The 26,487-nt window shown below is 35.4% G+C and carries 18 protein-coding genes; 15 read left to right on the forward strand and 3 right to left on the reverse strand.

The annotated features are described in order from the left end of the window. Window positions 1-520 precede the first annotated feature (520 nt). The 13 genes from FEM21_RS05405 (at window position 521) to FEM21_RS05465 (ending at window position 21,387) form a co-directional block, all read left to right on the forward strand. Window positions 521-3,646 (forward strand): SusC/RagA family TonB-linked outer membrane protein, encoded by a 3,126-nt coding sequence (locus tag FEM21_RS05405; RefSeq protein WP_035658690.1) that lies wholly within the window; start codon window positions 521-523, stop codon window positions 3,644-3,646. Between the two features lie 19 nt (window positions 3,647-3,665). Then, entirely contained in the window at window positions 3,666-5,138 is a 1,473-nt protein-coding gene (locus FEM21_RS05410; protein WP_035658692.1) for a RagB/SusD family nutrient uptake outer membrane protein, read from the forward strand. A gap of 325 nt (window positions 5,139-5,463) precedes the next feature. Further along, window positions 5,464-7,371: an arylsulfatase gene (locus FEM21_RS05415; RefSeq protein WP_035658694.1), complete on the forward strand. Its 1,908-nt coding sequence runs from the start codon at window positions 5,464-5,466 to the stop codon at window positions 7,369-7,371. A 137-nt stretch (window positions 7,372-7,508) separates the two neighbouring features. Further along, window positions 7,509-8,573, forward strand: coding sequence for a sterol desaturase family protein (locus FEM21_RS05420; RefSeq protein WP_035658695.1), 1,065 nt, complete (start codon window positions 7,509-7,511; stop codon window positions 8,571-8,573). Between the two features lie 6 nt (window positions 8,574-8,579). After that, the gene (locus FEM21_RS05425) at window positions 8,580-9,293 is read left to right on the forward strand and encodes a thioredoxin domain-containing protein (RefSeq protein ID WP_035658697.1); all 714 of its coding nucleotides are present in this window, start codon (window positions 8,580-8,582) and stop codon (window positions 9,291-9,293) included. Between the two features lie 543 nt (window positions 9,294-9,836). Next, the gene (locus FEM21_RS05430; protein WP_035658698.1) at window positions 9,837-12,884 is read left to right on the forward strand and encodes a SusC/RagA family TonB-linked outer membrane protein; all 3,048 of its coding nucleotides are present in this window, start codon (window positions 9,837-9,839) and stop codon (window positions 12,882-12,884) included. Between the two features lie 10 nt (window positions 12,885-12,894). After that, window positions 12,895-14,349, forward strand: coding sequence for a RagB/SusD family nutrient uptake outer membrane protein (locus FEM21_RS05435; protein ID WP_035658700.1), 1,455 nt, complete (start codon window positions 12,895-12,897; stop codon window positions 14,347-14,349). 25 nt (window positions 14,350-14,374) lie between these two features. Continuing rightward, a complete protein-coding gene (locus FEM21_RS05440; RefSeq protein WP_035658702.1) occupies window positions 14,375-16,015 on the forward strand; it encodes an arylsulfatase in 1,641 nt (546 codons plus the stop codon). A 166-nt stretch (window positions 16,016-16,181) separates the two neighbouring features. Then, window positions 16,182-17,258 (forward strand): formylglycine-generating enzyme family protein, encoded by a 1,077-nt coding sequence (locus FEM21_RS05445; RefSeq protein WP_201448272.1) that lies wholly within the window; start codon window positions 16,182-16,184, stop codon window positions 17,256-17,258. A 230-nt stretch (window positions 17,259-17,488) separates the two neighbouring features. Beyond that, entirely contained in the window at window positions 17,489-18,349 is an 861-nt protein-coding gene (locus tag FEM21_RS05450; RefSeq protein WP_035658703.1) for a sulfite exporter TauE/SafE family protein, read from the forward strand. 62 nt (window positions 18,350-18,411) lie between these two features. Further along, window positions 18,412-19,236, forward strand: coding sequence for a serine O-acetyltransferase (locus FEM21_RS05455; RefSeq protein ID WP_035658704.1), 825 nt, complete (start codon window positions 18,412-18,414; stop codon window positions 19,234-19,236). Between the two features lie 122 nt (window positions 19,237-19,358). After that, a complete protein-coding gene (gene cysK, locus FEM21_RS05460; protein ID WP_035658706.1) occupies window positions 19,359-20,276 on the forward strand; it encodes a cysteine synthase A in 918 nt (305 codons plus the stop codon). Between the two features lie 256 nt (window positions 20,277-20,532). After that, window positions 20,533-21,387 carry an SDR family oxidoreductase gene (locus FEM21_RS05465; RefSeq protein WP_035658708.1) on the forward strand — a complete coding sequence of 285 codons (855 nt, stop codon included), beginning with the start codon at window positions 20,533-20,535 and terminating at the stop codon, window positions 21,385-21,387. Here FEM21_RS05465 and FEM21_RS05470 read toward each other — a convergent pair whose 3' ends face one another. The 3 genes from FEM21_RS05470 to FEM21_RS16540 all read right to left on the reverse strand — a co-directional run bounded on the left by FEM21_RS05470 (window position 21,388) and on the right by FEM21_RS16540 (window position 23,098). Then, the gene (locus tag FEM21_RS05470; protein WP_035658710.1) at window positions 21,388-22,110 is read right to left on the reverse strand and encodes a DUF72 domain-containing protein; all 723 of its coding nucleotides are present in this window, start codon (window positions 22,108-22,110) and stop codon (window positions 21,388-21,390) included. Further along, window positions 22,110-22,838 (reverse strand): DNA-formamidopyrimidine glycosylase family protein, encoded by a 729-nt coding sequence (locus tag FEM21_RS05475; RefSeq protein ID WP_035658711.1) that lies wholly within the window; start codon window positions 22,836-22,838, stop codon window positions 22,110-22,112. The genes FEM21_RS05470 and FEM21_RS05475 overlap by 1 nt, the downstream gene beginning before the upstream one ends. Before the next feature lie 95 nt (window positions 22,839-22,933). Continuing rightward, on the reverse strand, window positions 22,934-23,098 hold the full coding sequence (locus FEM21_RS16540) for a hypothetical protein (protein WP_160171306.1): 165 nt from the start codon (window positions 23,096-23,098) through the stop codon (window positions 22,934-22,936). Between the two features lie 449 nt (window positions 23,099-23,547). Here FEM21_RS16540 and FEM21_RS05480 point away from each other — a divergent pair, with 449 nt between their 5' ends. Together FEM21_RS05480 and FEM21_RS05485 are read left to right on the forward strand one after the other, a co-directional pair. Then, window positions 23,548-24,465 (forward strand): family 2A encapsulin nanocompartment shell protein, encoded by a 918-nt coding sequence (locus FEM21_RS05480; RefSeq protein ID WP_035658712.1) that lies wholly within the window; start codon window positions 23,548-23,550, stop codon window positions 24,463-24,465. Then, entirely contained in the window at window positions 24,449-26,464 is a 2,016-nt protein-coding gene (locus FEM21_RS05485) for a family 2A encapsulin nanocompartment cargo protein cysteine desulfurase (RefSeq protein WP_035658713.1), read from the forward strand. Before FEM21_RS05480 ends, FEM21_RS05485 begins: the two co-directional genes overlap by 17 nt. Window positions 26,465-26,487 lie beyond the last annotated feature (23 nt).

Consider the following 26,487-nt stretch of genomic DNA (forward strand, 5'->3'; position numbering starts at 1 on the left):
ACCTATTTAAAAGTATTATTAACAAACTTTTTCTTAATTTTTAATTTTATAAACTACTGATAATCATTATTTTGTTTTTTGTTTTCAAAAAAATGCTTAAATTTTTTGTTAATTAATATTTTAAATATACATTTGTTCTATAAAATTAGTAGAATTTAATTCAGAAAAACTAAAAAATTGAAGACTATCAAATACATCTCATTTTTGAATATGCAAGAATTATTTTCATTTGGCACCTCATGTCAAATGTGTTGTTGCTGTTAAAAATCTTCAATTTAGAATTTCAAAACAATCATAATTAGAATACTGTTTTCCATTTAGGGATGTTATTCCTATGGGCAAAAGTTAAATAACAATAAAAAAGAAAAAAAATGAAAAAACAAATGTGCTGTTAGTGATAAGAGCCATTTCTGCGGCAACAGAAACGGCATACTTAAAAAAGAATTGTTCTTATCTAAAAGGAATAGAAAGTTGGTTTTAACATTCTATAATCCTTAATTATTTAAACTAAAATAAACTAATGAAAAAAATATTAAATATAAACTCGTGGTTATTTATTTTACTGCTATCACTAAGTATTAATGCCCAAGATAATAAACTACTCATTCAGTCAAAATTAAACGGAAGGGTAGTTGATGAGGTGACAAACGAGCCTATCATTGGCGCTTCGGTAAGTATAAAAGGAATTACACACGGAGTGGTGACAGATATAGATGGAAAATTTTATTTCCAGACTGGTCAAAAATTTCCCTACACCATTATTATAAGTTACATAGGTTACAAGAAAAAAGAAGTATATGTTGACGGAAGTCCGGTTCTTGTAGAATTAAAACCTGATGTGCAGGAATTGGGTGAGTTAGTAGTGGTAGGCTACGGAAAACAGAGTAAAAAAGACATTACAGGTTCGGTAGTTTCAGTTCCAAAAGAAAATTTAAGTAGAGTTACTGCTTCAGCTGATAACTTATTGAGAGGAGCTGTTTCAGGTGTAGTGGTTACTCAAAGTTCTGGAAGTCCGGGTGCTTCGTCAAGTGTTCGTATTAGAGGAGGAAGTTCGATTACAGCAGGAAACGAACCATTATATGTTGTAGATGGTATATTAATCTATAATGATAACAGTAATGCTAGCGCCGGAGTGGCTAATGCCGGAGCATCTGTGAATGTGCTTTCGACTATTAGCCCGGGAGATATTGAGTCAATCGAAGTTTTAAAAGACGCATCGGCAACAGCAATTTACGGTTCGCGAGGTGCCAATGGAGTAATTATTATTACGACTAAAAAAGGAACCAAAGGACAGGATAATATTTCGTATCAGGGTTATGTTGGTTTCCAAAAAATAACAAAAAAGTTAGACTTATTAAATGCCAGCGAATGGGCTAGTTTGCGTAATGATGTTCAGGCGAGTATCGGTCAGGCACCTTCTTTTTCTGCGGCTCAAATAGAAGAATTGAAAACTTCGGGAGGTTATGACTGGCAATCGGCGGCTTTTAGAACGGCTCCGGTTCAAAATCACCAATTGTCATTTTCAGGTGGAGATGAGCGTTCCAGATATGCGGTTTCGGCAGGATTTTTTGATCAGGAAGGAATTGTATTGGGAACAGATTTCAGACGTATTTCGCTTCGTGCTAACTTCGAAAGAAACTATTCTGAAAATTTTAAATTTGGTGTGAATACGAATTACAGTAATTCTATTTCGAATGGTTTGGCTAACAGAACTGCCACCAGCAACAGAAATCCAAATGCATTAACAACGCTTATTTATCAACCTCCGGTCGTTCCTATTTACAATGCTGACGGAAGTTATAATTTAAGCAATAATCCTTATGCTACGGCGGTGAATAATATTATTCCTAATCCAATTAATGATTTGGAAAATACAGTTAATGAAACTAAAATTGACCGAATTCTGGCGAGTTTGTTTGGAGAATATAAATTCAATAAAGATTTAACGGCTAAAGTAGCGGTGAGCGGTGATGTTATAAATACCAAACAGAATTATTATGCTCCGGCAACAACCGAAGCTGGTGCAGCAACAAAAGGATTTGCTTCTGTTGGAAATCGATTAGTAAGTTCGGTATTGAATGAAAATACAATTAATTACAATACCCGTTTTGGTGACAATCATAAATTTTCTGCCTTAGGAGGTTACACTTTACAATACACTCAAGGAGAAGTGGTTAATGCAGGAGCCAACACTTTTGTAAATGACAATAATGAGTTTAATGCTTTACAAGATGGTGTGCCTGTAAAACCATACAGTGATGCTTTCGAAAGTGTATTGAAATCCTGGTTGGCTAGGGTGAATTACTCTTACAAAGGAAAGTATAATTTAACCTTATCAGCTCGTGCCGATGGTTCTTCAAGATTTGGTTCAAAATCACTTTGGGGTTATTTCCCGTCAGCAGGTTTTTCATGGAATATTATTGATGAAGATTTTGCTAAAAATCTTAAAGGTGTAGATGATATTAAATTGAGATTAAGTGCCGGAACTACAGGAAATCAGGAGATTGGTAATTATTTAGCACTTTCTTCAATAGGTTCTGTTAATTATAGTTTTGGAGGTACTATTCAAACAGGATTAGCGCCAACTCGTTTAGCAAATCCCGACTTGAAATGGGAAAAAACAACGCAGTACAATGCCGGTTTAGATGTATCATTTCTGGACAGAAGAGTTAATCTAGTTTTTGATGCTTATTACAAAAAAACAAGTGACTTATTGATTAGTGTGCCTGTGCCATTAATTTCAGGTTATGCATCTGTTCTTCAAAATATTGGTGGAGTAGAAAATAAAGGAATCGAAATTGGGTTAAATACCGAAAATATTAAAACAGATGGTTTCTCATGGAATTCTAACATCGTTTTTTCTGCTAACAAAAATAAAGTAACTGAAATAGGAAATGGAATTGATCAATTTTTTCCAATAGTTCCTAATAGTACTTTATTACAACAACAGCCTGTAACGGTAAAAGTAGGATTGCCGCTGGGAACTTTCTGGGGATACAAATCAGATGGGATTTTCCAAACACAGGAAGAAGTAAATACACAACCTAAAATTAACAGTTTAGCCAATACTAAAGTTGGTGACAGAAGATATGTTGATACTAATGGTGACGGAGTGATTACCGCTACTGATAAAGTAAGTTTAGGGACTTCACAGCCAAAATTTGTAGCAAGTTTTAGTAACACTGTGGTGTATCATGATTTTGATTTGAATTTTTCTTTCCAGGGATCGTATGGAGGTAAAATATTCAATGCTTTAAAACAACAATTAGAGATTTCTACATTAGGAACAAATGCTTCAACAGCATTATTAGACCGATGGACTCCTGCTAATCCAAGCAATGAAATCCCAAGAGCAACAAGTTCACCATTAGGAATCGTTACAGAACGTTATGTTGAAGATGCTTCTTTCCTGAGATTAAAAACAATCACTTTAGGATATACACTTCCTAAAGGTATCGCCTCAAAAATAGGAACTAAGAACATCAAAGTGTATGTATCTGCTGAGAACTTATTCACCTGGACTAAATACACAGGATTTGATCCTGAGGTGAGCACTTTTGAACAAAATAATTTATATCCCGGAATTGACATTGGATCTTATCCAAATTCAAAAACATTCCTGACGGGTATCAATGTCACTTTCTAAGTGAATAAAAAATAAAAAGATGAAAAAAATATTTATAGTATTTATACTAAGTGCAGCTTTGTTTGTATCGTGCACAGAGCTGGAGGTAACTCCAACCTCATTTACAACAACAGAAAATTTGTTTAAAACTCAGGATGATGCTGTAGCCAGTGTGACTGCTGTTTATGCTTCTTTGACTTTAGATCCGGGAGAGCAAACTTTATTTGGAAGAAATCTTTATTTCTTAACCGATATGGCTTCAGATTATGCAGCTGCTGGAGTTTCTGCAACTAACCCGCAAGTGCGAGCTTTGAGCAGTTTGACTCACGATGCAACTTCAGATCGTGTTCAGGTGGCCTGGCGCCAAATTTATGCAGGAATTAACAGAGCGAATGTAGCGATTGATAATATTCCAAAGGTTTCAGGAAATGAAGTAATCAAAACCAGACTGATTAATGAAGCTAAATTTATTAGAGGATTATTGTATTTTCAGGCAGTGCGTCTTTGGGGTGGAGTTCCAATTGTTTTACATGAACCAACCTCTATTGCTGTAGAAAGCCTAAAATCAAGAAGAGCAACTGTAGATGAGGTATATACCCAAATTATCAAAGATTTAACAGATGCCGAAAGTTTACCCGCTACTTATGGAAGTGCCGATTTGGGACGAGCTACTTCAGGTGCTGCAAAATCTATTTTGGTAAAGGTGTATTTGACTAGAAAAGACTGGCCAAATACCATACTTAAAGCAAGAGAAGTAATTAACGGAGGTTATGGATATGCACTTTTTGAAAATTTTGCAGATGCATTCGAAAGAACAAAAGAAAACGGAAAAGAACATATTTTTTCGGCTCAGTTTGAACCTAATCAGGCAGGAAATGGTGCTAGCGGAAATAATTTTCCAGCAACCTCTTTCACAGGATTTACAGCTACTGAACCAGCTGATATTATTTCGGATGTAGCTTTGTTTTATGATATTTATGCAGCGGGAGATACCAGAAGAGATGCTTCTTATATGAAACAATTATTTAATCCGGCAACAGGAACTTTGTATACTTTTCCTAAACCGCTTTTTAAAAAATACATTGATTTTTCAAATCTAAATGCAAGAGGTAATACCGGAGTTAATTTTCCAATAATTCGTTATGCTGATGTTTTATTGTCACTTGCCGAAGCTATTAACGAAAGTGACGGAGCGACTCTGGAAGCACATGAACTGGTAAATCAAATTAGAAGAAGAGCTTTTGCTAAACCTATCTCCACTCCGGATGTTACAGTAGATTTAGTAGGACGTACGCAAGTTCAATTAAGAGAAGCTATTCGCGAAGAACGTAAAAAAGAATTTGTTCAGGAAGGACAGCGCTGGTTTGATTTGGTACGTTGGGGAACTTTAGTTTCTGAAGTGAAAAAAGTAACAGCTAAAAATTCCGTTTCAGAGCGTAATAATTTGTTTCCAATTCCTCAAAGTGAACGCAATATTGACCCAATTGGGTTGCCTCAAAATGATGGTTATTAATGAAAGATCACAGCTTCCATTGAATGAGATTTGAAAAGACTGTCAATGGAAGCTTTTAAAGTAAAAAGTTGAAACGATTGTTTTTAGGAAAATCAAAAACTAAATCACAGAAAGAAATGAAATTAGCATTGGCAGTTATTTATTTAGTACCCTTGTCTATTTTAATGGGCATTTTTTCTATCATTCAGTTTTTTAAAAAGCATTTTAAAAAGTCAAAGAAAACAAAATAACTAAAGACCTAGTTTTTTAGTCGAATCGATTAATCGAGTATATTTTAAAATTATACTATTTATATAGAATAATATATTAATTTAAAGTGATAATAATGAAAAAAGTTAAATACAATAGTATTGTAAAAAGTCCGCAAAAAGGTTTTTTGATTACTGCTTTACTTGTAGCTCAATTGGGTTTAGCCCAAAATAAAGCCGATGCTAATTTCAAAGGCGTAATAGGTAAAACATTAGCCGGATCTAAAGAATATTGGCCTGAGCCGGTAAAAGCTCCTGCTGGAGCCCCTAACGTGGTTTGGATTATTCTGGACGATGTGGGCTACGGAGCTTCGAGTGCTTTTGGAGGATTAATACAAACACCTGTTTTAGAAAGTTTAGCTAATAACGGATTGCGATATACTAATTTTCACACCACAGCCATTTGTGCGCCAACACGTGCCGCTTTGTTAACAGGAAGTAATTCGCATAAAGTGCATGTTGGAGGATTTTCGCATACTATCATGTCAGCAGGATTTCCGGGCTGGGATGGAAGAATACCTTCAAAAAATGGAACTATTGCCGAAATTTTACGTGACAAAGGTTATAATACTTTTGCTGTAGGTAAATATGGGGTAACTCCCGATGAAGATGCTACCGATGCAGGTCCTTTTGACCGATGGCCTACAGGAAAAGGATTTGATCATTTCTTTGGATTCTTAGGTTCGGCAACTGATCAGTACAAACCGGATTTAGTAGAAGATCAGGTTCATGTGACTCCTGATGGAAGACATCTTAGTGAACAAATTACAGATAAAGCTATTAGTTATCTTCAAAAACAACAAAAAGCAGCTCCGGGAAAACCATTCTTCCTGTATTATTCTCCTGCAGCAGTGCATGCACCACATCAGGTTGAGGCAAAATGGAGCGATGCTTACAAAGGAAAATTTGATGATGGTTGGGACGCTTACCGCGAAAAAACATTGGCTAACCAAAAGAAGTTAGGAGTTGTTCCTGCTAATGCCGCTTTGCCGGAACGTAATTCGCTTATTGCCGACTGGAAAAAACTAACTCCGGACCAAAAGAAAGTATATGCCAAATTCATGGAAGTCTATGCCGGATATTTAACTTATACGGATTATGAAATAGGAAGATTAGTCAATCATTTAAAAGAGACAAATCAACTAGATAATACTTTAGTTTTTGTTTTAATAGGTGATAATGGAGCGAGTAAAGAAGGAACATTAGAAGGAACAATTACCAGACAAACTTATGTTGCCGGGGAAACTGACGAACAGGTTTTCCAAAGAAATTTAAAGCAAATTAACGAAATTGGTAAACCGGAAACTTATGTGAATTATCCATTAGGCTGGGCACAGGCGACAAATACACCGTTTAAATCCTGGAAGCAGGATGCCAATACTGAAGGCGGAACGCACAATCCATTAATTGTTCATTATCCAAAAGGAATTAAAGAAAAAGGCGGAATTAGAAATCAGTACAGCCACGTAATTGATATTTTGCCAACAACCTTAGACATTTTAGGAGTTAAAGCACCAGAAGCGATTAGAGAAATTAAACAAGATACCATTCAGGGATCATCATTTTACAATTCATTGAATGATGCAAAAGTGGCTTCATTGCACAAAGTACAGCACTATTACATTTTTGGAGCCAGAGCAATTTATAAAGATGGATGGAAAGCAGCAGCGGCACATCATCCTAATTCAATTGAAGCCAAAGAAGCATTGAATGACAAAACAAAAGCAAATCTTCTAAATGCTGATTTTGATAAAGATGTTTGGGAATTGTACAATATCAACGAAGATTTCAATGAAAGAAAAGATTTGGCTAAGAAATATCCGGAAAAGTTAGCCGAGCTTAAAAAACTATTTGATGAACAGGCTACAAAGAATAACCTGTATCCATTAATTGACTGGTCAGATGTTTATCAAAGAAAAATACATCAAACCCAGGAAACTCAAGGAAAATCAGCAACCGAACTGTTATATAAAGCCAATAAATAAAAACAAGTAATATGAAACTAATAGATTATCAAACAATAGGAAAAAAGATTATCGTAGGGATAATCGTGTTTTTAGTACCATTAGTCATTTTGGCTGGAGGTTTAACATTAATCAATCACTTTTTAAACTAAGAAATCATGGCATTAGATAAAGCAAAATTAACCCGAGACTTAGGTATTAGCCTTTTAATTTACAGTTTGCCGGTAGTGGCAATTTACCTTTATTTTAAACTAAATAATGGTATTGTTAGTGAATCGCATCTTACACTTCCACCATTTTTAGAATTTGTACAACCTGTATTTGCAAATCTCAGAAGCTGGGGCTTTATTGCACTAACGATTATTTTAGGAATTGCCGAATTCACAGCGGGTTTGTATGATGAACAATGGACAGGACGCGAACGCAAAGTAGATATTATTTGTTTTCTGGCTCCAAAATTAATTTTACCGCCAGTAATTGCTTTTTTTAGTTTAACAGCTTTACCTTATTTAATTCCTAATTTGGCCAATACATTTTCATGGGTTCCATTCTGGGGAGGCTTTTTCCTGATAGCAATTGCTGATGATTTAACCCAATATTGGTACCATCGTTTGCATCATCAGGTACCTTTTTTATGGCGTTTTCATAGAACACATCATTCTGCTCCTTATATGGGAATGGCAATGGCTTCAAGACAAAATTTTATTTATACGATTTTGTTTTCTCAAATTTATTTGACTGCTACCTTGACTTATTTAGGATTAGGACTTCCGGCTTTATTTGTTTTGGTTATTAAAAGTTTCATTGTTTTAGGAGCGCATTCGAGCATTGCCTGGGATAAACCATTTTACAAATACAAAGTATTACATCCTGTTGCCTGGGTTTTAGAGCGTGTAATTTCTACTCCGGCTACGCATCATGCACATCATGCTGATACAAGTGGCGATGGTGTAGGTCACTTTAAAGGTAATTTTGGAAATATGTTTTTCCTGTGGGATGTGTTTTTTGGAACCGCTTTAATCACTCGTAAATTTCCAACATCCTACGGAACCAAATCATACAAAAGTGAAGAATGGTATGCACAGTTTCTTTGGCCAATATTCAAATCTAAAATTGAAGGAAGTCCACTAGCCGACGGCGTTCTTGCCAAACCAATTTCGGAGAAAAAAGAAGTAGCTCCAATTCCGGTCAATACAAATATTTATGAACCAGCTCAATCTTAAAAGAATATGAAAAAAATAATAGAGAATATCCAAATTGCAATAATTGTACTTTTTTCAATTATTGGTTTTGCTCAGGATAAAAGTTCAAATACCGTTTCATTAGACGTTTTTTATTCTAAAATTCAAAACGAAAAACAACCGCAAATAATTGATGCCCGTGGTCCCGAAGAATTTGCTTTGAATCATATCAATGGAGCAGTCAATTTTAATTTGGAATCCAAAGATTATGCTCAGCGTATTGCAGCTTTAGACAAATCAAAACCGGTTTTTATCTATTCGATAGGAGCAGGAAGAAGTGTTTGGTTAGCCAATGATTTATTGAAAAAAGGTTTTAAAGAAGCTTATAGTTTACAAGGCGGAATTGCAAACTGGATAGGAAGCGGAAAGCCATTTTATGTAAATTCGAAAAGTAAATTGACATTAGAAGAATATAAAAAAGTGATTGCTGATAACGATGCGGTTTTAGTAGATATTGGCTCTAAATATTGTGGTGCTTGTAAAAAAGTAAAACCAATTTTAGAAACTATAAGAACAGAGCATGGAAGCAATTTAAAAATTGTAGAAATTGATCTGGAAGAAAACCCGCAAGTGATCGCCGATTTAAAATCGATACATGTTTTTCCCACTTTAATCCTTTATCAAAATGGTAAAATAGTATTCAAAAAAGAAGGTTTAAATGACTTAAAAAAAGATGTCGATTTGGCTTTAGCACAAAAATAATAATGTAGAATCTTATCGCGAATTAGATTTTATCCTTAAGGGATTTCGTATTAATCAATACGAAATCCCTTTTTTTATGTTACGATTTTTATTCTTTTTTAATAAAATATTCTAATATTTCAAAAGAATAATTAGGTTTTAAGTTGTTGATTTCTATGGTTTTTAAATTTTTTTTGTTTGGATGTTTTGATTTTGTTTCTAAAAAAAAGAAACTGGGGTTTGGTAATTTACAATTTTAAATTACTTTTGTCCTACCAAATTGGTAGAATTAGTAGGTTTTTAAGAAATAGAAATAACGTTCAAAATAATAAAGACTTAAAAAGCAGTTGAGGTAGGAAAAACAATCAAATTGATTTAGATATACAAAACGAAATAGTAATAATAAAAAACAAAATGAAAAAACGAATGTGTTGTAAATAAAAAAAGCCATTTCTGCGGCAACAGAAATGGCAGGCTTAAAAAAGAATTGTTCATCTCAAAGGAAAATGAAAGTTGATTACTCAGCCTTCACAATCCTTAAATTATTTAAACTGCAACAAAGTAATGAAAAAAAAATTAAATATACTTTTATGGTTAAGTATTTTTCTTATTTCGCTAGGAATTAATGCACAAAGTACTAAACCTATGATTAATTCTACACTAGACGGTGTAGTTATAGATGAAATTACAAAACAACCTATTCCCGGGGTTAACGTTCAAATTAAAGGAATCACCCATAGTGTTATTACTGATTTAGACGGAAAATTTAGTTTTCAAACCGGACAAAAATATCCTTATATATTAGTTGTCACTTCTATAGGTTATGTTAACAAAGAACAAATTGTTAACGATAAGTTCATACAAATTACATTAAAAGAAGATGTAAAGGAATTGAATGAAGTAGTGGTTATTGGTTACGGAACCACTTCTAAAAAAGATTACACAGGAGCAGCCGAAACAGTTTCTAAACAAGCATTACGATCTACTCAGCGTAGTTTAGAGAGCGCACTTCAGGGTTCAGTTGCCGGGGTGAATGTCACACAGACTTCAGGTCAGCCTGGTTCAGGATTAAGTATTAGAGTTCGTGGAGGAAGTTCGATACAAGGAGGAAACGAGCCACTTTATGTTATTGACGGTTTTCCAATTTATAATTCGGATGTTACATCGGGAGTTTTAAGCGGAAGTGCAACTAATCCGCTATCATCAATCAATCCTGCCGATATTGAGTCGATTACCGTTTTAAAAGATGCTTCTTCAACTGCTATTTATGGTTCCAGAGGAGCAAACGGAGTAGTAATTGTGACTACTAAAAAAGGAAAATCGAATATCATGGCTGTGAATTACGATTATTCAATTGGTCAACAGGAAGTTCGTAAAAAAGTATCCGTTTTAGATGCTGCTGGTTTTTCAAGACTTAGAAATGCGGCTTTGTTTGATACCAATCCGTCATTAGGTCCGAATCAATATTTATCTGAAGCACAAATTGCTCAATTAGGAAAAGGAGTTGACTGGCAGGATGAAGCATTTAGAACTGCACAAACGCAAAACCATCAATTGAGTATTACAGGAGGAAATAATCAAACTAAATATGCTATTTCCGGTAACTATTTCAATCAGGAAGGAATTATAAAAAATACAGGTTTCGAACGCTTGAGTGGCCGAATTAATTTAGATTCAAAATTAAGTGATAAATCAAGATTTGGTGTAAACCTTTCGATAGCCGAAACTAAATCAAAAGTAGCGCCATCAGGATTAGTAACGGCTTTATTAAGCATGCCGCCTACAGCTACTATTTATGAAGCAGATGGAAGTTATACATTGAGAAATCCTTTCGAAAATATATTTTCTAACCCAATTGCTACTTTAAACGAACGTAAAAACAGAGCGATAAATACAAGAACTCTGGGAACTGTTTTTGGCGAATATGATTTATTGGAAAACTTAGTTTTAAAAGTTTCTTTTGGAGCTGATTTGATTGCGAACAAAGAAACAACCTATATTCCTTCTACAATTTACGAAGGTTTGATTACTAATGGTGAAGCAAAAATAGGAAACAGTAACAACAAAACCTGGCTGAACGAGAATACGTTGACCTACACTAAAGTTTTTAATGATGTACATAGTTTAAATGTTTTAGCAGGATATACACAACAAAGTTCGACCAGAGATTTTGTTACCACAGGATCGCAACAATTTGTGAATGATATTACATCTGACAATAGTTTGCAAAGCGGAAACTTAGCATTAATTCCTACTTCAGGAGAAAGTAAATGGGCTTTAAATTCTTATTTGTCCCGTGTGAATTATAATTATGATTCCAAATATTATTTGACAGCAAGTATTAGAGCCGATGGTTCTTCCCGATTTGGGAAAAATAATAAATGGGGTTATTTCCCATCAGTAGCAGCGGCCTGGCAAATTGACAGAGAAAACTTTTTTAGTCCGTTGTCTAATGTAATCAATAGTTTTAAATTGAGAACAAGTTACGGATCGACTGGAAATCAGGAAATTGGAGAATACCAATCGTTATCTACACTAAGTAGTGTGAAATATCTTTTTGGAGACCAAATTTACACAGGATTTACTCCAACACGTATTGCAAATGACGATTTAGGATGGGAATTGACCAATCAGTTTGATGCAGGAATCGATCTAGGAATTTTTAATAATAAAGTGTTTCTTACGCTGGATGCGTATCGCAAAACGACTAAGAATTTATTGTTAGATGTTCAAATTCCATACACCAGCGGATTTACTTCTTCTTTACAAAACTTTGGATCAGTACAAAATCAGGGAATTGAGTTAGGAATTAATACGTCTTTAAGCAACGGAGATTTTGCCTGGACTTCTAATTTTAATATTGCCTTCAATAAAAATAAAGTACTGGCTTTAGGAAGCGATGCAGAGTTTTACACTTTTGGAAACTATATTTTGAAAGTAGGAGATCCGTTAGGTTCGTTCTATGGAGCAGTGACTGACGGTATTTTACAAACAGCAGATATTGCTACTAAAGGTGCTTTCACAGGAAATGCAACGCCAAAAGCGGGTGATCGTTTGTATAAGGATATCAATGGTGACGGTGCGTTTACAACTGCTGCCGACAGAACCACTATTGGTAATGCACAACCTGATTTTACATTTGGATTCTCAAATAATTTCAATTTTAGAAATTTTGAATTAGCAGTTATTGTGCAAGGATCAGTTGGAAATGACATTTTAAATGGAAACTCACAGGCTTTAGAATTGTTCAACGGACAGCAAAATGCTTCAACATCAGCTTTAGATGCCTGGACACCAGCAAATCCTAGTACAACAACACCCCGTGCTAAATTAGATCCGGCGCCGGTATTTTCTAACCGATTTGTAGAAGATGGTTCATTTGTTCGATTCAAAAACATCACATTAAGTTATAATGTGCCTAAAACACTAATCGAGAAATTCAAATTGACTTCGGTAAAATTAAGATTGGTAGGAGAGAACCTCATCACATTGACTAACTACAGCGGATTTGATCCCGAAGTAACTAATGGAAGTTCTATTTCTCCGGGAACTGATACAGGAATTTATCCAACAGCTAAAAGTATTTCAGCTGGTTTAAGTGTAACATTCTAAAAGAAACATCATGAAAAAAATAAGCATATTAAGTTTACTGATTCTTTTTACAATCAGTGCTTGTAATTCTTTGGACGAAGATCCAAAAGCATTTATCGCAGCAAACAATTTTTATAAAACGACAGAAGACGCTGAGGCAGCTGTAATTGCTATTCATAACGCCATGAACAGCGGAACGCATACTTTGTACAATCGTTTGATACAGATTTCGACAGAAATGGCTACCGATGATTATGAAGCAGGACCACGTGCCCGAAATGCACATGTTAGAGCTTTGTCTAATTTAACACATGATGCTTCAAATGACCGTATGTTAGAATTATGGCGTCAAAGTTATGATGGAATCAACAGAGCCAATGTTGCGATTGATAATATTTCGAATAATCCAGCTTTAAGTTCGCAAAAAGATAAAGATTTGGTGAGCGAAGCCAAGTTTTTAAGAGCGGTTTTGTATTTCAATATTGTGAGATGGTTTGGAGATGTGCCGTTAGTGTTACACGAAACAACAACTTTAACTGCCGAAGCTTTGAATGTTTCTAATACGCCTGAAGCCGAAGTGTATGCTCAAATTGAAAAAGACTTATTAGATGCCGAAGCATTACCTGTAAAGCAACAAATTAATGGAAGACCAACATCTGGTTCGGCCAAAAGTATTTTGTCGAAAGTGTATTTGACCCAAAAGAAATGGCAACTGGCAGCTGAAAAAAGTAAGGAAGTTATTGATAGTAAGGTTTACGACTTATTTGAAAATTTTGAAGATGTATTTAATGTAGCTACTAAAAATGGTAAGGAACATATTTACTCAGCCCAGTTTAAAGGACTATCTAACTGGAATGGAAATATGTTAGCCTCAACTTCAGCACCTAACACAGTTCCAGGAATTGCTGGAGATCAGGCGGATGCTTTGCATACAGCAGGCGGACTTTTTGAATCTTTTGCAGAAGATGATGCGCGTAAATATGTCACTTTTGGAATTAAATATGTTAGTCCAACGGATGGAAAAACATATACTACAATTCCACATTTTTATAAATATTTTGATTTGGCTACACCAGCTTCGCCGGGACAATCTTCAAAAAACACACCGATTATTCGATTTGCAGAAGTATTGTTAATCTATGCCGAAGCAGCCAATGAATATCAAAACGGACCATCAGCATTAGCTTATGAAGCGATTGATCGCGTGAGAAAAAGAGCCCACATTCCGTTACTTTCAAATATTTCTCCAGCATTAAGCAAAGACGATTTTAGAGAAATTGTTTTTAACGAAAGAAGAAAAGAATTGGTTTACGAATACCAACGCTGGTTTGATCTGGCTCGAAGAGGTCCGGATTATTTTGTAGCCAGATTAAAAGCTGCCGGAAAAACAAATGCACAGCCTAAACATGTTCATTTCCCAATTCCGCAAAGAGAATTGGATTTAAACCCGAATTTGGATCAGGTTCCAGCCTGGAAATTACAATAAAACAACTATTTAAAATTTAAATACAATGAAAAAAACATTTATTACCCTAAATCTGTTATTGGTATTTGGTTTGTTTACACAGGCGCAAACCACGACTTCAAAGCCAAACGTTATCTTAATCATGGTGGACGATATGGGATATTCTGATTTAGGAAATTATGGTTCAGAGATAAAAACACCTAATCTGGATCGATTAGCAAAAGAAGGAACGCGTTTACGTGAATTTTACAACAATTCTATTTGTGCACCTACCAGAGCTTCTTTGCTAACAGGGCAATACCAGCATAAAGCAGGAGTGGGTTATTTTGATGTCAATTTGGGATTACCGGCTTATCAGGGTTATTTGAACAAAGAGTCTTTAACTTTAGGAGAAGTATTTCGTTCAGGAGGATATAGTACTTTGTTGTCTGGAAAATGGCATGTGGGTTCTGAGGATAAATCACAATGGCCTAATCAGAGAGGATTCGATAAGTTTTACGGAATCTTAAAAGGAGCTGCCAATTATTTTAATACAGATGGACTGCCTTTTGGTAAATCTCCTTATCCGGTAGCTTTAATCCGTAATAACGAAGAGTTACACCCAAAAGCAGATTCGTATTATTTTACAGATGAAATTGGTAACAATGCAGTTCAGTTCTTGGACGAACAAAACAAAGAAAACAAACCTTTCTTTTTATACTTAGCTTTTACAGCGCCTCACTGGCCGTTACAGGCAAAACCAGTTGATATTGCTAAATACAGAGGGAAGTTTGACGAAGGCTGGGATGTTTTAAGAGAGAAACGAATTCAAAAATTAAAAGAAAACGGTATTATATTACCAAACCAAACCATTGCTCCAAGAGATCCTGAAGTTCCGGATTGGAATAAATTAACTTATGACGAAAAGCAATTCTGGAAAGCTAAAATGGAAGTTTACGCAGCCATGGTAGACAACATGGATCAAAACGTTGGGAAAGTTTTAGATAAACTGAAAGCTTTGAAAAAAGATAAAAATACCCTGATTGTTTTCATTTCTGATAATGGAGCTCAAGGCGGTTTTAATACTTACAACCCTTTAAGAAGAGGTTTGGTTAAGAATGATGGACCAATTGGAACTTCAGGTTCATTCGATTATCAGGAACAAAACTGGGCCTATTTGTCGAATACGCCATTACAGGATTATAAAAACAACATGCACGAAGGTGGTTTTAGTTCTCCATTTATTGCCTGGTATCCGTCTAAGATTAAAGCAGGTAGAATTGATAAAGGAACGGGACATCTTATTGATTTAGCTCCTACTTTTTACGAATTGGCAGGAATTCAATATCCAAAAGAATTAAATGGAGTAACATCAAATCCATTACCAGGAAAAAGTTTATTACCAGTCTTATTCGACGGTGCTTCTGAAGTGAATCGTGGTGCTCCAATATTCTGGGAAAGAGCAGGAAACAGAGCTGTTAGAGAAGGGAAATGGAAGTTGGTTTCGATCTATCCGTCCTACCAATGGGAATTGTACGATTTAGAATCAGACAGAGGAGAAACAAATAATGTAGCACAGCAAAATGCAGCAGTAGTGAATAATCTTGCGGCTAAATATTTTGATTGGGCCAATAAAACAGGTGTTGTAGAGTATAGCAAAATTAGACCAGGAAACGAATTAATCCCAGGTGCAGCTGCAAAAAAATAAAAATATGACTCAGTAAATTAAACTGAGATGAAGAGTTGGTTTTGGTTAGTTTGTGTTAATTAGTAAAAGGGGCTGCTTTTGTTGTCCCTTTTACTTTATTTTTGTGGTGTTGAATATTTTAGAGATTAGTTTTGTTCGTTAAGCGTACAGCAAAAAATAGATTAGTATGAAAATGTATAGTTTAATAATTGGAGTTATTTTTAGTGGATTGTATCCAACATTTGCTCAGGAAAATAAAGCTGTAGCGATGACACCTACTTGTGAAGCAATGTGTAAAGCAAATACTTCAAAGAAAGCTTTGTTGTTACAATCTGTTGCTAATAAAAATACCGAAAAAATAACAGCGTCAACTAATGGAATGGTTTGGGTTGCCGGAGGTGAATTTAATATGGGAACTACTGATTATCCTGATGCACAGCCTGTTCATAAAGTGAGTGTAAAAGGATATTGGATTGATGAACATGAAGTTACCAATGCGCAATTTGAAGCTTTTGTAAAAGCGACCAATTATGTTACTATCGCCGAAAGGCCATTAGATCCAAAGGATTATCCAGGTGTTCCCGTTGAAAACTTAGTACCGGGTTCTGCAGTGTTTTCTCCACCAACAGAAAAAGTTGAGTTAGGAGACATTCAGCAATGGTGGAAATATGTACCGGGTGCAGACTGGAGGCATCCTTCCGGACCTGAAAGTAGTATTGTAGGCTTAGAAAATAATCCTGTAGTGCAAATTAGTTATCTGGATGCTCGGGCTTATGCAGAATGGGCCGGAAAGCGACTTCCAACAGAAGCCGAGTGGGAGTTTGCAGCTCGTGCAGGCAGAGAGCATACTAAATATTATTGGGGAACAGAATTAAAACCCAATGGAAAATGGGTAGCTAATATTTTTCAGGGATCTTTTCCAAACAATAACACAGCCGAAGATGGTTTTGCAGGAGCTGCTCCAGTAAAATCATTTCCAAAAAATCCTTATGGAATTTATGACCTGGAAGGAAATGTATGGGAATGGTGTAGTGATTTATACCGAAATGATTATTATAAAAATAGTGTTGCTGATAATCCAAAAGGACCTTTAGAAAGTTATGATCCCGAAGAACCGGGAGTTGAAAAGCATGTTCAAAGAGGCGGTTCTTATCTTTGCAGTGATGAATATTGTATTCGCTATGTTGCAGGAAGCCGGGGTAAAGGAGAAACTACCAGTGCCTGTAGTCATTTAGGATTTCGTTGTGTTAAGGATGCAGATTAATTTTATTAGAAATAACTTCTAAAAGACCAGGATTAAATTCTTGGTCTTTTTAATTTATTAGCGTTTTGTTATTCTTATAAAAATAAATACTACTAATTATATAGGGTTTAAGAAGTAAATTTGTAGTTTTGCATCGAAAAATTAAACCAATTGATTGTGAAATTAGAATGGTCTAATTGATGTAGGTTGAAAATCAAATTATTAAAAACAAAAAAAGAAAAAGAGTAAAGATGGACAAAATTAAATTAAGGCATATTTCAATTGTAATTGTAGCATTAAAATTGTTGTTAATAGCAGTAGTACTAATAAAGTATTTACCTGAAGCTTCGGTAGAAGATCTAACATTCAACAGTACTTTTTTTTGGTTCTTATTAGCGGGGTTTTTGGCACAAATTGTTGATGGCGCTTTAGGAATGGCTTATGGAGTGACTTCAAATTCTGTTTTACTGGGGTTTGGGCTTTCTCCAAGATTAGCTTCTGCAGCAGTACATACAGCTGAAGTTTTTACAACAGGTGTGTCTGGGCTTTCTCATATTAAGTTTGGTAATTTTAGCAAAGCATTATTTTTAAAATTAATAGTTCCTGGGGTGTTAAGTGCTTCTGTTGGGGCTTATTTATTAGGTTCTGTTATTGACGGAGACTTCATAAAACCTTTTGTTAGTCTCTATTTAATTGTTTTGGGAGCAATTATTATTGCTAAAGCTTTTAAGAAAAAAACTCTTAAAGAATCTAATTTAAAAAAAGCTCCTATTTATGCTCTTTTTGGAGGATTTTTGGATGCAGTTGGAGGTGGAGGCTGGGGACCTATTGTCACTTCTAATTTAATAAAAGAAGGGCATACGCCAAGTACAGTGATAGGTACTGTAAATACAGCAGAATTTTTTATTACCTATTTCAGTGCAGGTATTCTTATTTACTTCACAGGTATTCAAAGTTGGCAAATTATTTTAGGACTGATACTTGGAGGTACATTGGCAGCTCCTTTTGGAGCATATATCGCAAAGAGATTACCTGTCAAAACGATGATGATAACCGTTGGAGTGTTAATTATTTTGACTTCTCTTTTTACACTTTCAAAAATCATTTTTTAGAAACCCTTATTCGCTTTTTATCATTTGGAAAATGAGACTATTTGTAATTTAAAAATTTTAATATGAATACTTTTTATCAGGATATAGCTAAACAGCATCAAAACTTAATGATTTTGCCTAAAAAAAAAGTAATCCATCTTTTTATTGATGAATTATTTGCGGTTTTGTTTTCCAATACGTCAAAATCCAATGGCGATTTGCTAACCATTCAAAATAAATTTGAAGAATTAGAAAAACAATTCGATGAGCTCGTAATCGATTTTACATTACATAATGAAAACCGCTCGCAACAGACGAAAACGTTTTTTGAAGCCTTACCTAATTTGTATCGAAAAGCCCTCAATGATGCCGAAACCATTTTTGCAAAAGATCCGGCAGCAAAATCTCTGGAAGAAGTTTTATACACTTATCCCGGATTTTTCGCCATTGCTGTTTATCGGTTTTCGCACCAAATTTGGCAACAGGATTTAAAATTACTGGCAAGAACAATCTCTGAATACGCACATATCAAAACCAGTATCGAAATTCATCCCGGCGCCCAAATAGGAAATGATTTTGCTATTGATCACGGTACCGGAATTGTAATAGGCGAAACAGTCGTAATTGGTAATAATGTTCAAATTTATCAGGGTGTAACTCTGGGAGCTTTGAGTGTGAAAAAAGAAGAAGCTTTCGTAAAAAGACATCCTACAATTGAAGACAATGTAATTATTTATTCGAACAGTACTATTCTGGGAGGGCATACCATTGTGGGACGAGATTCTATTATTGGAGGAAGTGTCTGGCTTACGCATTCAATCGCTTCAAATTCGGTGGTTTATCATAAAAACGAAATCAGGGTCAAGGACAACAATCCGTTTCCGGAACCTATTTTTTATTCGATATAATCAAATTTTAGTCCTTAGTGCCTAGTCCTTAGCTAAAATCTAAGAAATAAAGATAATGACTTAGTATTAAGAATTAAACACCATCGACTAAGCACTAAGGACTAAAAACTAAGGACAAAAAAATGAAATACAATACTATTTTAGAAACCATAGGCAATACGCCTCATATAAAATTAAACAGCATTTTTCCAAAACATCAGGTTTGGATAAAACTGGAAAGAGCTAATCCCGGTGCAAGTATCAAGGATAGGATTGCGTTGGCAATGATTGAAGACGCTGAGGATAAAGGACTTTTAAATCCTGATTCGGTGATTATTGAACCTACTTCAGGAAATACCGGAATAGGGCTTTCATTGGTTGCTGCTGTAAAAGGGTATAAAGTTATTTTGGTAATGCCCGAATCGATGAGTGTCGAAAGAAGGAAAATCATGAACGCTTATGGTGCCGAATTTGTTTTGACACCAAGGGAAAAAGGAACTTCGGGTGCAGTTGAAAAAGCAAAAGAATTGGCTGCAGCTACGCCTAATTCTTTTTTACCTTTTCAGTTTAATAATCCTGCCAATGTAACAATTCACGAAAGAACCACGGCTCAGGAAATTATTCGTGATTTTCCGCAAGGAATTGATTATTTGATAACTGGTGTTGGCACTGGCGGACATATTACAGGAGTTTCCAGAATTTTGAAAGAGCATTTTCCTAATTTAAAAACCTATGCGGTTGAACCGGCTTTGTCTCCTGTTTTAAGTGGAGGAGCACCGGGTCCACATCCATTGCAGGGCATAGGTGCGGGATTTGTTCCTGAAGTTTTTAATCGCGATTATATTGATGAAGTAATTACAGTCGAGAAAGAAGATGCTTATGCTTTTTCGAAAAGACTAACCCGTGAAGAAGGAATTTTTTCAGGTATTTCTACAGGAGCAGCTCTTTCGGGTATTGCAAAAAAGATAAACGAAATTCCTGAAAATGCAGTCATTCTTACCTTTAATTACGATACGGGAGAGCGTTATTTATCGGTCGAAGATTTATATGATGCTGTGTAATTGAAGCATTTAAATGTTAAAAAATGTAAACCTAAAAATTATGAAACTTTCGTTGGAAATTCTATAACTCAGTCAGAGATAAGATTGCGAAATTTGAAATATAATAATAAAGGAAAAGTAAAACGGTTTTATAATCTCCTTACTAAATATCAAAATCGAGTTAGCTGTAACAGCACGTATATATTAAGAAAACAGCTTTTTTAAGCTGTTTTTTTGTTTTTAGGAAAATCATTTTTTAATCATTAAAATAGAAGTCATGAAAAGTACAGCTAAATTTCCAAAGCAGGAACAAACCCTGCCCGGACATGAATATAAGATGAATCCTGAGCCCGAAATTATCAGGGACAATTATAAAGGAAGCGGAAAACTCGAAGGTAAAGTAGCATTAATTACCGGTGGAGACAGCGGTATTGGCCGAAGTGTAGCGGTGCATTTTGCCCGTGAAGGAGCTAATGTGGTTATTGTTTATTTAAAGGAAAATAAAGATGCCAAGAAAACTAAGGAACTCGTAGAAGCCGAAGGGAAAGAGTGCATCATTATTAGCGGTGATCTTAAAGATGTCAAATTTTGTCAAAATGTAATTAAGGAAACTATCAAAGCATTTAATGGTTTGAATATTATTGTCAATAATGCTGCCGTACAATTTTCGGCTGAAACATTGGAAGAAATTCCGGTCAAGCAATTACACACTACTTTCGAGACCAACATTTATCCCTATTTCTATATAACCAAATTTGCTTTGCCTCACTTAAAAGAAGGTGATTCGATTATTAATACGAGTTCAGTAACTGCTTATCGCGGCAGTGAACATTTAATAGATTACGCCAGTACAAAAGGTGCAATTGTAAGTTATACCCGATCGCTTGCAGTTACATTGGCAGCCAGAAAAATTAGGGTAAATGGGGTTGCTCCCGGACCTATCTGGACACCATTAATTCCTGCCAGTTTCGATAAAGATCATGTTGCCGAATTTGGTCAGGATACACCTATGGGCAGAGCAGGACAGCCATCAGAGGTAGCTCCGGCTTATGTTTATCTGGCTTCTGAAGACAGTAGTTATGTGACCGGACAATTTATTCATGTAAATGGTGGCGAAATGGTGGGAGGTTAGTTATTCTGCCAATTTTTTCATTTCCAAAGCATTCAGAATACCGGCCGTACTGGCGGTATTATTAAAGTAAATAAATGTTTTTTTCTTTTTATTTTCGGCTATGATGGTATATACTTCCATCAATTCGGCTGTAGAATAATTAGAATAAAACATTTTATTACGCCCGTGAAAGCGGATATAAGTAACAGGAAAATTGGTAAAAATAGTCTCGGGTAATTGCGGATGACTCACACTGCAAAAACTGATATTATTTTTAGCTAATTCGTTCCATACTTCAGGAATCCACCAGCTTTCATGACGAAATTCCAATACATTTTCATATTCCGGATTTAGCTGATTAATGATAAAAAGCAGTTTTTCTTTACTGTAATGGTAACTGGGCGGAAACTGGAACAAAATAGCTCCTAATTTTTCCTTCAGGCCATTATCACAAACATGGTAGAAATCCTTTAGCAAATTTTCACAATCAATAAATTTTCTTTGATGGGTGATTTCTTTTGGCGCTTTAACCGAAAGTAAAAAATCATCAGGTGTTTTTTGATACCAGTTTTCCATTACTTTCAGTGTGGGAAATTTATAGAAAGTGCCATTCATTTCATAGGTGTTAAAATGAGTGCAATAATATTCAAACCACTTAGCCGATGGAATATTTTCAGGATAAAATATTTTTTTCCAGTACGAATTGTAAAAACTGGAACAGCCAATATATAAGTTTGTTTTCATCAATATAATTTTTGGCAATTGGTACAAAAGAAACTTCGGCGCTTTTTAATTCCGGTATGTTTTTTAGTTAAAGGCAAATTACATCTTAAGCAGATTTTTTTAGTATGTGCCAGCCAGTGCTTTTTTAATTCGTTATTTTTTTTCCATTCTAAAAAATCAAAACTGTATCGGGAGCATTCGTTGATTATTTTATTCAGTACAGCCGAAGGAATTTTTCCGGTCCTGGATTCCGGATGGACTTGTATTTTATAGAGTACTTCGTTTTTGATGATATTGCCAACACCCGAAAAAATATCCTGATCCAATAATGCATCACAGATCATTTGTTGAGGAATTGCTTTGAGCTTTTTCTTAGCCAGTTTCGGATCCCAGCTGTCATTCATCACATCGGCACTCCAGTCATAATGTTGATTTACATTACCTTCTAAAAATTTAATCGAACAGCCATAGAAGTTTAATTCGCCATTAGTAAAACTGAGGCTTAATCTCGGGCTGGTTTCTTTTGTTTCATTAATGAGATAACTGCCAAATAATAAAAGATGAATTCTGATTGTAAAATTTTCGAAACAAATTAAAAAATTTTTTCCCCAACTTTTAAAAGCAATTACCTTTTGATTCTGTAAACGATTAATATCTATGGGACTATTGCCGGATACAGCAATCACTTTTTGTCCGGTGAATTGCTGTACGGTTTCTTTTAAAATCACTATTGAAGGACCTTCTGGCATGGATTATTTTTTTGAATTTCAACTACAAGTAAACCTAATCCAATACTGTTTTTTATATTTTTTCTACTTGAAATATAGAGCTAACAATGAGTTAATTAATCATTTTTTATCGAAAGTGAATCAGGAAAATGATGGGCAACCGGAGTTTGAATAAGAGCTGCATTATTTTCGTCGTCATCGGCACATAAATGCTCACAGCTTATTAAAAAAAGCGTGCCAATAATTACTAATGTTACTATTCTAAAAGAGAATGATTTCATGGTGATTGTATTTATTTGGTTCAATTTGCGTAAAACTAGAATTGGCACTTATTCAAAAGTTGTATAATTTTTTAATAATGTTATATAATTCCCATGTTTTACCTCCTGATTTTTGATGTAAATAATTATAAACCATGAATTTATTTTCAATTATTGAATAATGAATGGCATACGATAAATGAATTTAAAATTTAACAATTTGTAGTTAATGGTTTACGTATCTTGTTGTCGGTTATAAACATTTTTTTAAAGATGGAAACTCTCTTTTTGAGACTGGAAAGGGCACAGATTTTAACTTTTCAACTCTTTTTTTAAAATAAAAATGTACCGATTTTGCTTGTGTTTATAATTTTTAACATACATTTGTCTATAGATTTAGTAGGGTTTAAAAATAGACAATACCAAATAAGTTTTTTACACAAATTAATTTAAAATTTAAAAAATTAAAGATGGCAGAATTACAAAAACAACAAACCGCATTAGGCGACGTAGCAGCAAGACAGTTAGCAATTGCAACCCGTTCAGTGCCTACAATGGCAACTTCACCAAGATGGCTTACGCATCTTTTACACTGGGTTCCGGTAGAATCAGGAGTGTATCGTTTAAATAAAGTGAAAGACGCAACTCATATTGAGGTAGATTGTTCGGCACGTGACGAGCGTACTTTGCCTAATACTTTTGTGGATTACATTGATAATCCAAGAGAGTACAATCTGGCAGCGGTTCAAACCATTGTTGATGTACATACCCGTGTTTCTGATTTATACAGCAAACCGTATAACCAAATTTCAGAACAATTACGTTTAGCAATCGAAACGATCAAAGAGCGTCAGGAAAGCGAATTAATCAACAACAAAGAATACGGATTGTTGAACAGTGTAGCGCCTTCGCAAATTATAAAAACAAGAACAGGATCTCCAACTCCGGATGATTTAGACGAATTATTAACTAAAGTTTGGAAAGAACCTGGATTTTTCTTGTTGCACCCATTAGCCATTGCAGCGTTTGGACGTGAGTGTACCCGTCGTGGTGTGCCGCCTCCAACCACTTCTTTATTTGGTTCTCAATTTTTAACTTGGAGAGGCATTCCGCTTATTCCATCTGATAAATTGCCAATTAAAGACGGAAAATCTAAAATCATTTTATTGCGTACAGGGGAAAGCCGTCAGGGTGTAATTGGGTTGATTCAGCCGGGATTACAAGGAGAACAATCTCCGGGACTATCTGTTCGTTTTATGGGAATAAATGAAAAAGCAATTGCTTCCTATTTGGTATCGCTATATTGCTCATTAGCAGTAACTGTTGATGATGCGATTGCTGTATTAGAAGATGTTGAAATAGGAAATTACCATGAGTACAAATATTAATACCCCTACGGGATTACCCAATATTGCCGACTTAGAAAAGTTAGCCAATGAGCTGTTCAGTGCGTTGCCCAATGAGTTTCCAAAAGAAATTTCACTGAGTCCTAACGCAAGTGAACACCCACGCGCTACCAAAATTGCTGAAACCCTACTGGGAGCAGCTAATTTAGGCGGAGTCAATGCTGTGTTGCCTGTCAATAATCACGATACTTTGCCGGTAAAAGCTGGTTTTGCTCCATCGGTAAGTTCAGTACAAACACCGCCTGCATTGGGTGGTTTTGGTGCATCGCCATCGGTGAAACAGTACGGAAAATCGCCAGCTTTTGGAGGTTATTCGAATGCTTTTTCTGATCCTGCTATCGAAAATATTTCACAATTGAACGATTTGGATTTTAATGTAAATAAGGGATTTGCTTCGGCTCCAGTTGCAGGAAACGGTGCTTCGCCATCAGGAATTCAAAATGGAAACAACGTGAATATCGAAAGTCCGCAAACGGGTTTTAACGATGTGAATCTGAATAACAGCAGCAGTCATCAGCCAATACAGCTGAATCAGAATTATTTGCCATTCGAATTCGAACACACTTCTTTTGAAGCCGAATTAAAAAACGCTTTAGAAGCATTGAATACGAGTTTTGGAATTCCATCTTTGGTAACGACTCCAAACATTATTGACACGCCCAATTCGTATTATTTTCTAAATGAAAATCCTTTTGGTTTCGATTCTAAAAAAGCCAATGTTGCTCCGGTAAATCATCATGAATTTCAGGGTTTTGGCGGAATTAATTTCAATGCACATGTGGTAAAGAAAGATTTTCCTATTTTGAGAGAAACCGTAAATGGAAAGCCTTTAATCTGGTTTGACAATGCGGCGACGACTCAAAAACCACAATCGGTAATTGATCGTATTGCTTATTTTTATGAGCACGAAAACTCGAATATTCACCGTGCCGCACACGAACTGGCAGCCAGAGCTTCGGATGCTTATGAAGCCGCTCGTGAGAAAGTGAAAGTATTCCTGAATGCCAAATCAGTAAACGAAATTGTTTTTGTTCGTGGTGCGACCGAAGGAATCAATTTAGTGGCTCAAAGCTGGGGCGATCAGAATTTGGTTGCCGGCGATGAGATTGTGGTGAGTAATTTAGAACACCACGCTAATATTGTGCCCTGGAAACGTCTGGCTGATAAAAAAGGCCTGAAATTAAGAGTCATTCCTGTGGACGATAGCGGACAAATTTTGTTAGACGAATATGCAAAACTCCTGAATTCGAAAACAAAATTGGTTGCTTTTACACAAGTTTCGAATGCCTTAGGAACGGTAACTCCAGCCAAGCAAATGGTCGAAATGGCGCATGCTGTGGGAGCCAAAGTCTTGTTGGATGGTGCGCAATCTGTTTCACACATGAAAGTAGATGTGCAGTATCTGAATGCTGATTGGTTGGTTTTCTCAGGTCATAAGTTATTTGGACCAACGGGAATTGGCGCTTTGTATGGCAAGGAAGATTTGCTGAACGAAACCCAGCCGTATCAATCTGGTGGAAATATGATTCAGGATGTGACTTTTGAGGAAATCAAATACCACAAAGCACCGAATCGTTTTGAAGCAGGAACAGGAAATATTGCTGATGCTATTGGTTTAGGAGCTGCGATTGATTATGTTTCGAAAATAGGAATAGAAGTTATTGGCCAATACGAGCATTATTTATTAGAATATGCGACTAATTTGCTGAAACAAATTCCGGGTGTTCGATTGATAGGAACGGCTGCTCATAAGGCGAGTGTACTTTCTTTTAACCTGCAGGGTTTTACGAATGACGAAGTAGGACAGGCATTGAATAAAGAAGGTGTTGCCGTGAGAACCGGACATCATTGCGCTCAGCCTATTTTGCGACGCATGGGCGTAGAAACCTGTGTGAGGCCGTCTTTGGCCTTTTACAACACCACCCAGGATGTGGATGTTTTTATAGAAACTCTCTGGAAATTAAAATCCGGAAAGAAATAATACCGTTATATATTTCATTTAGA

The sequence above is a fragment of the Flavobacterium seoulense genome (genome assembly GCF_000695795.1).
In the GTDB taxonomy this organism is placed as follows: Bacteria; Bacteroidota; Bacteroidia; order Flavobacteriales; family Flavobacteriaceae; genus Flavobacterium; species Flavobacterium seoulense.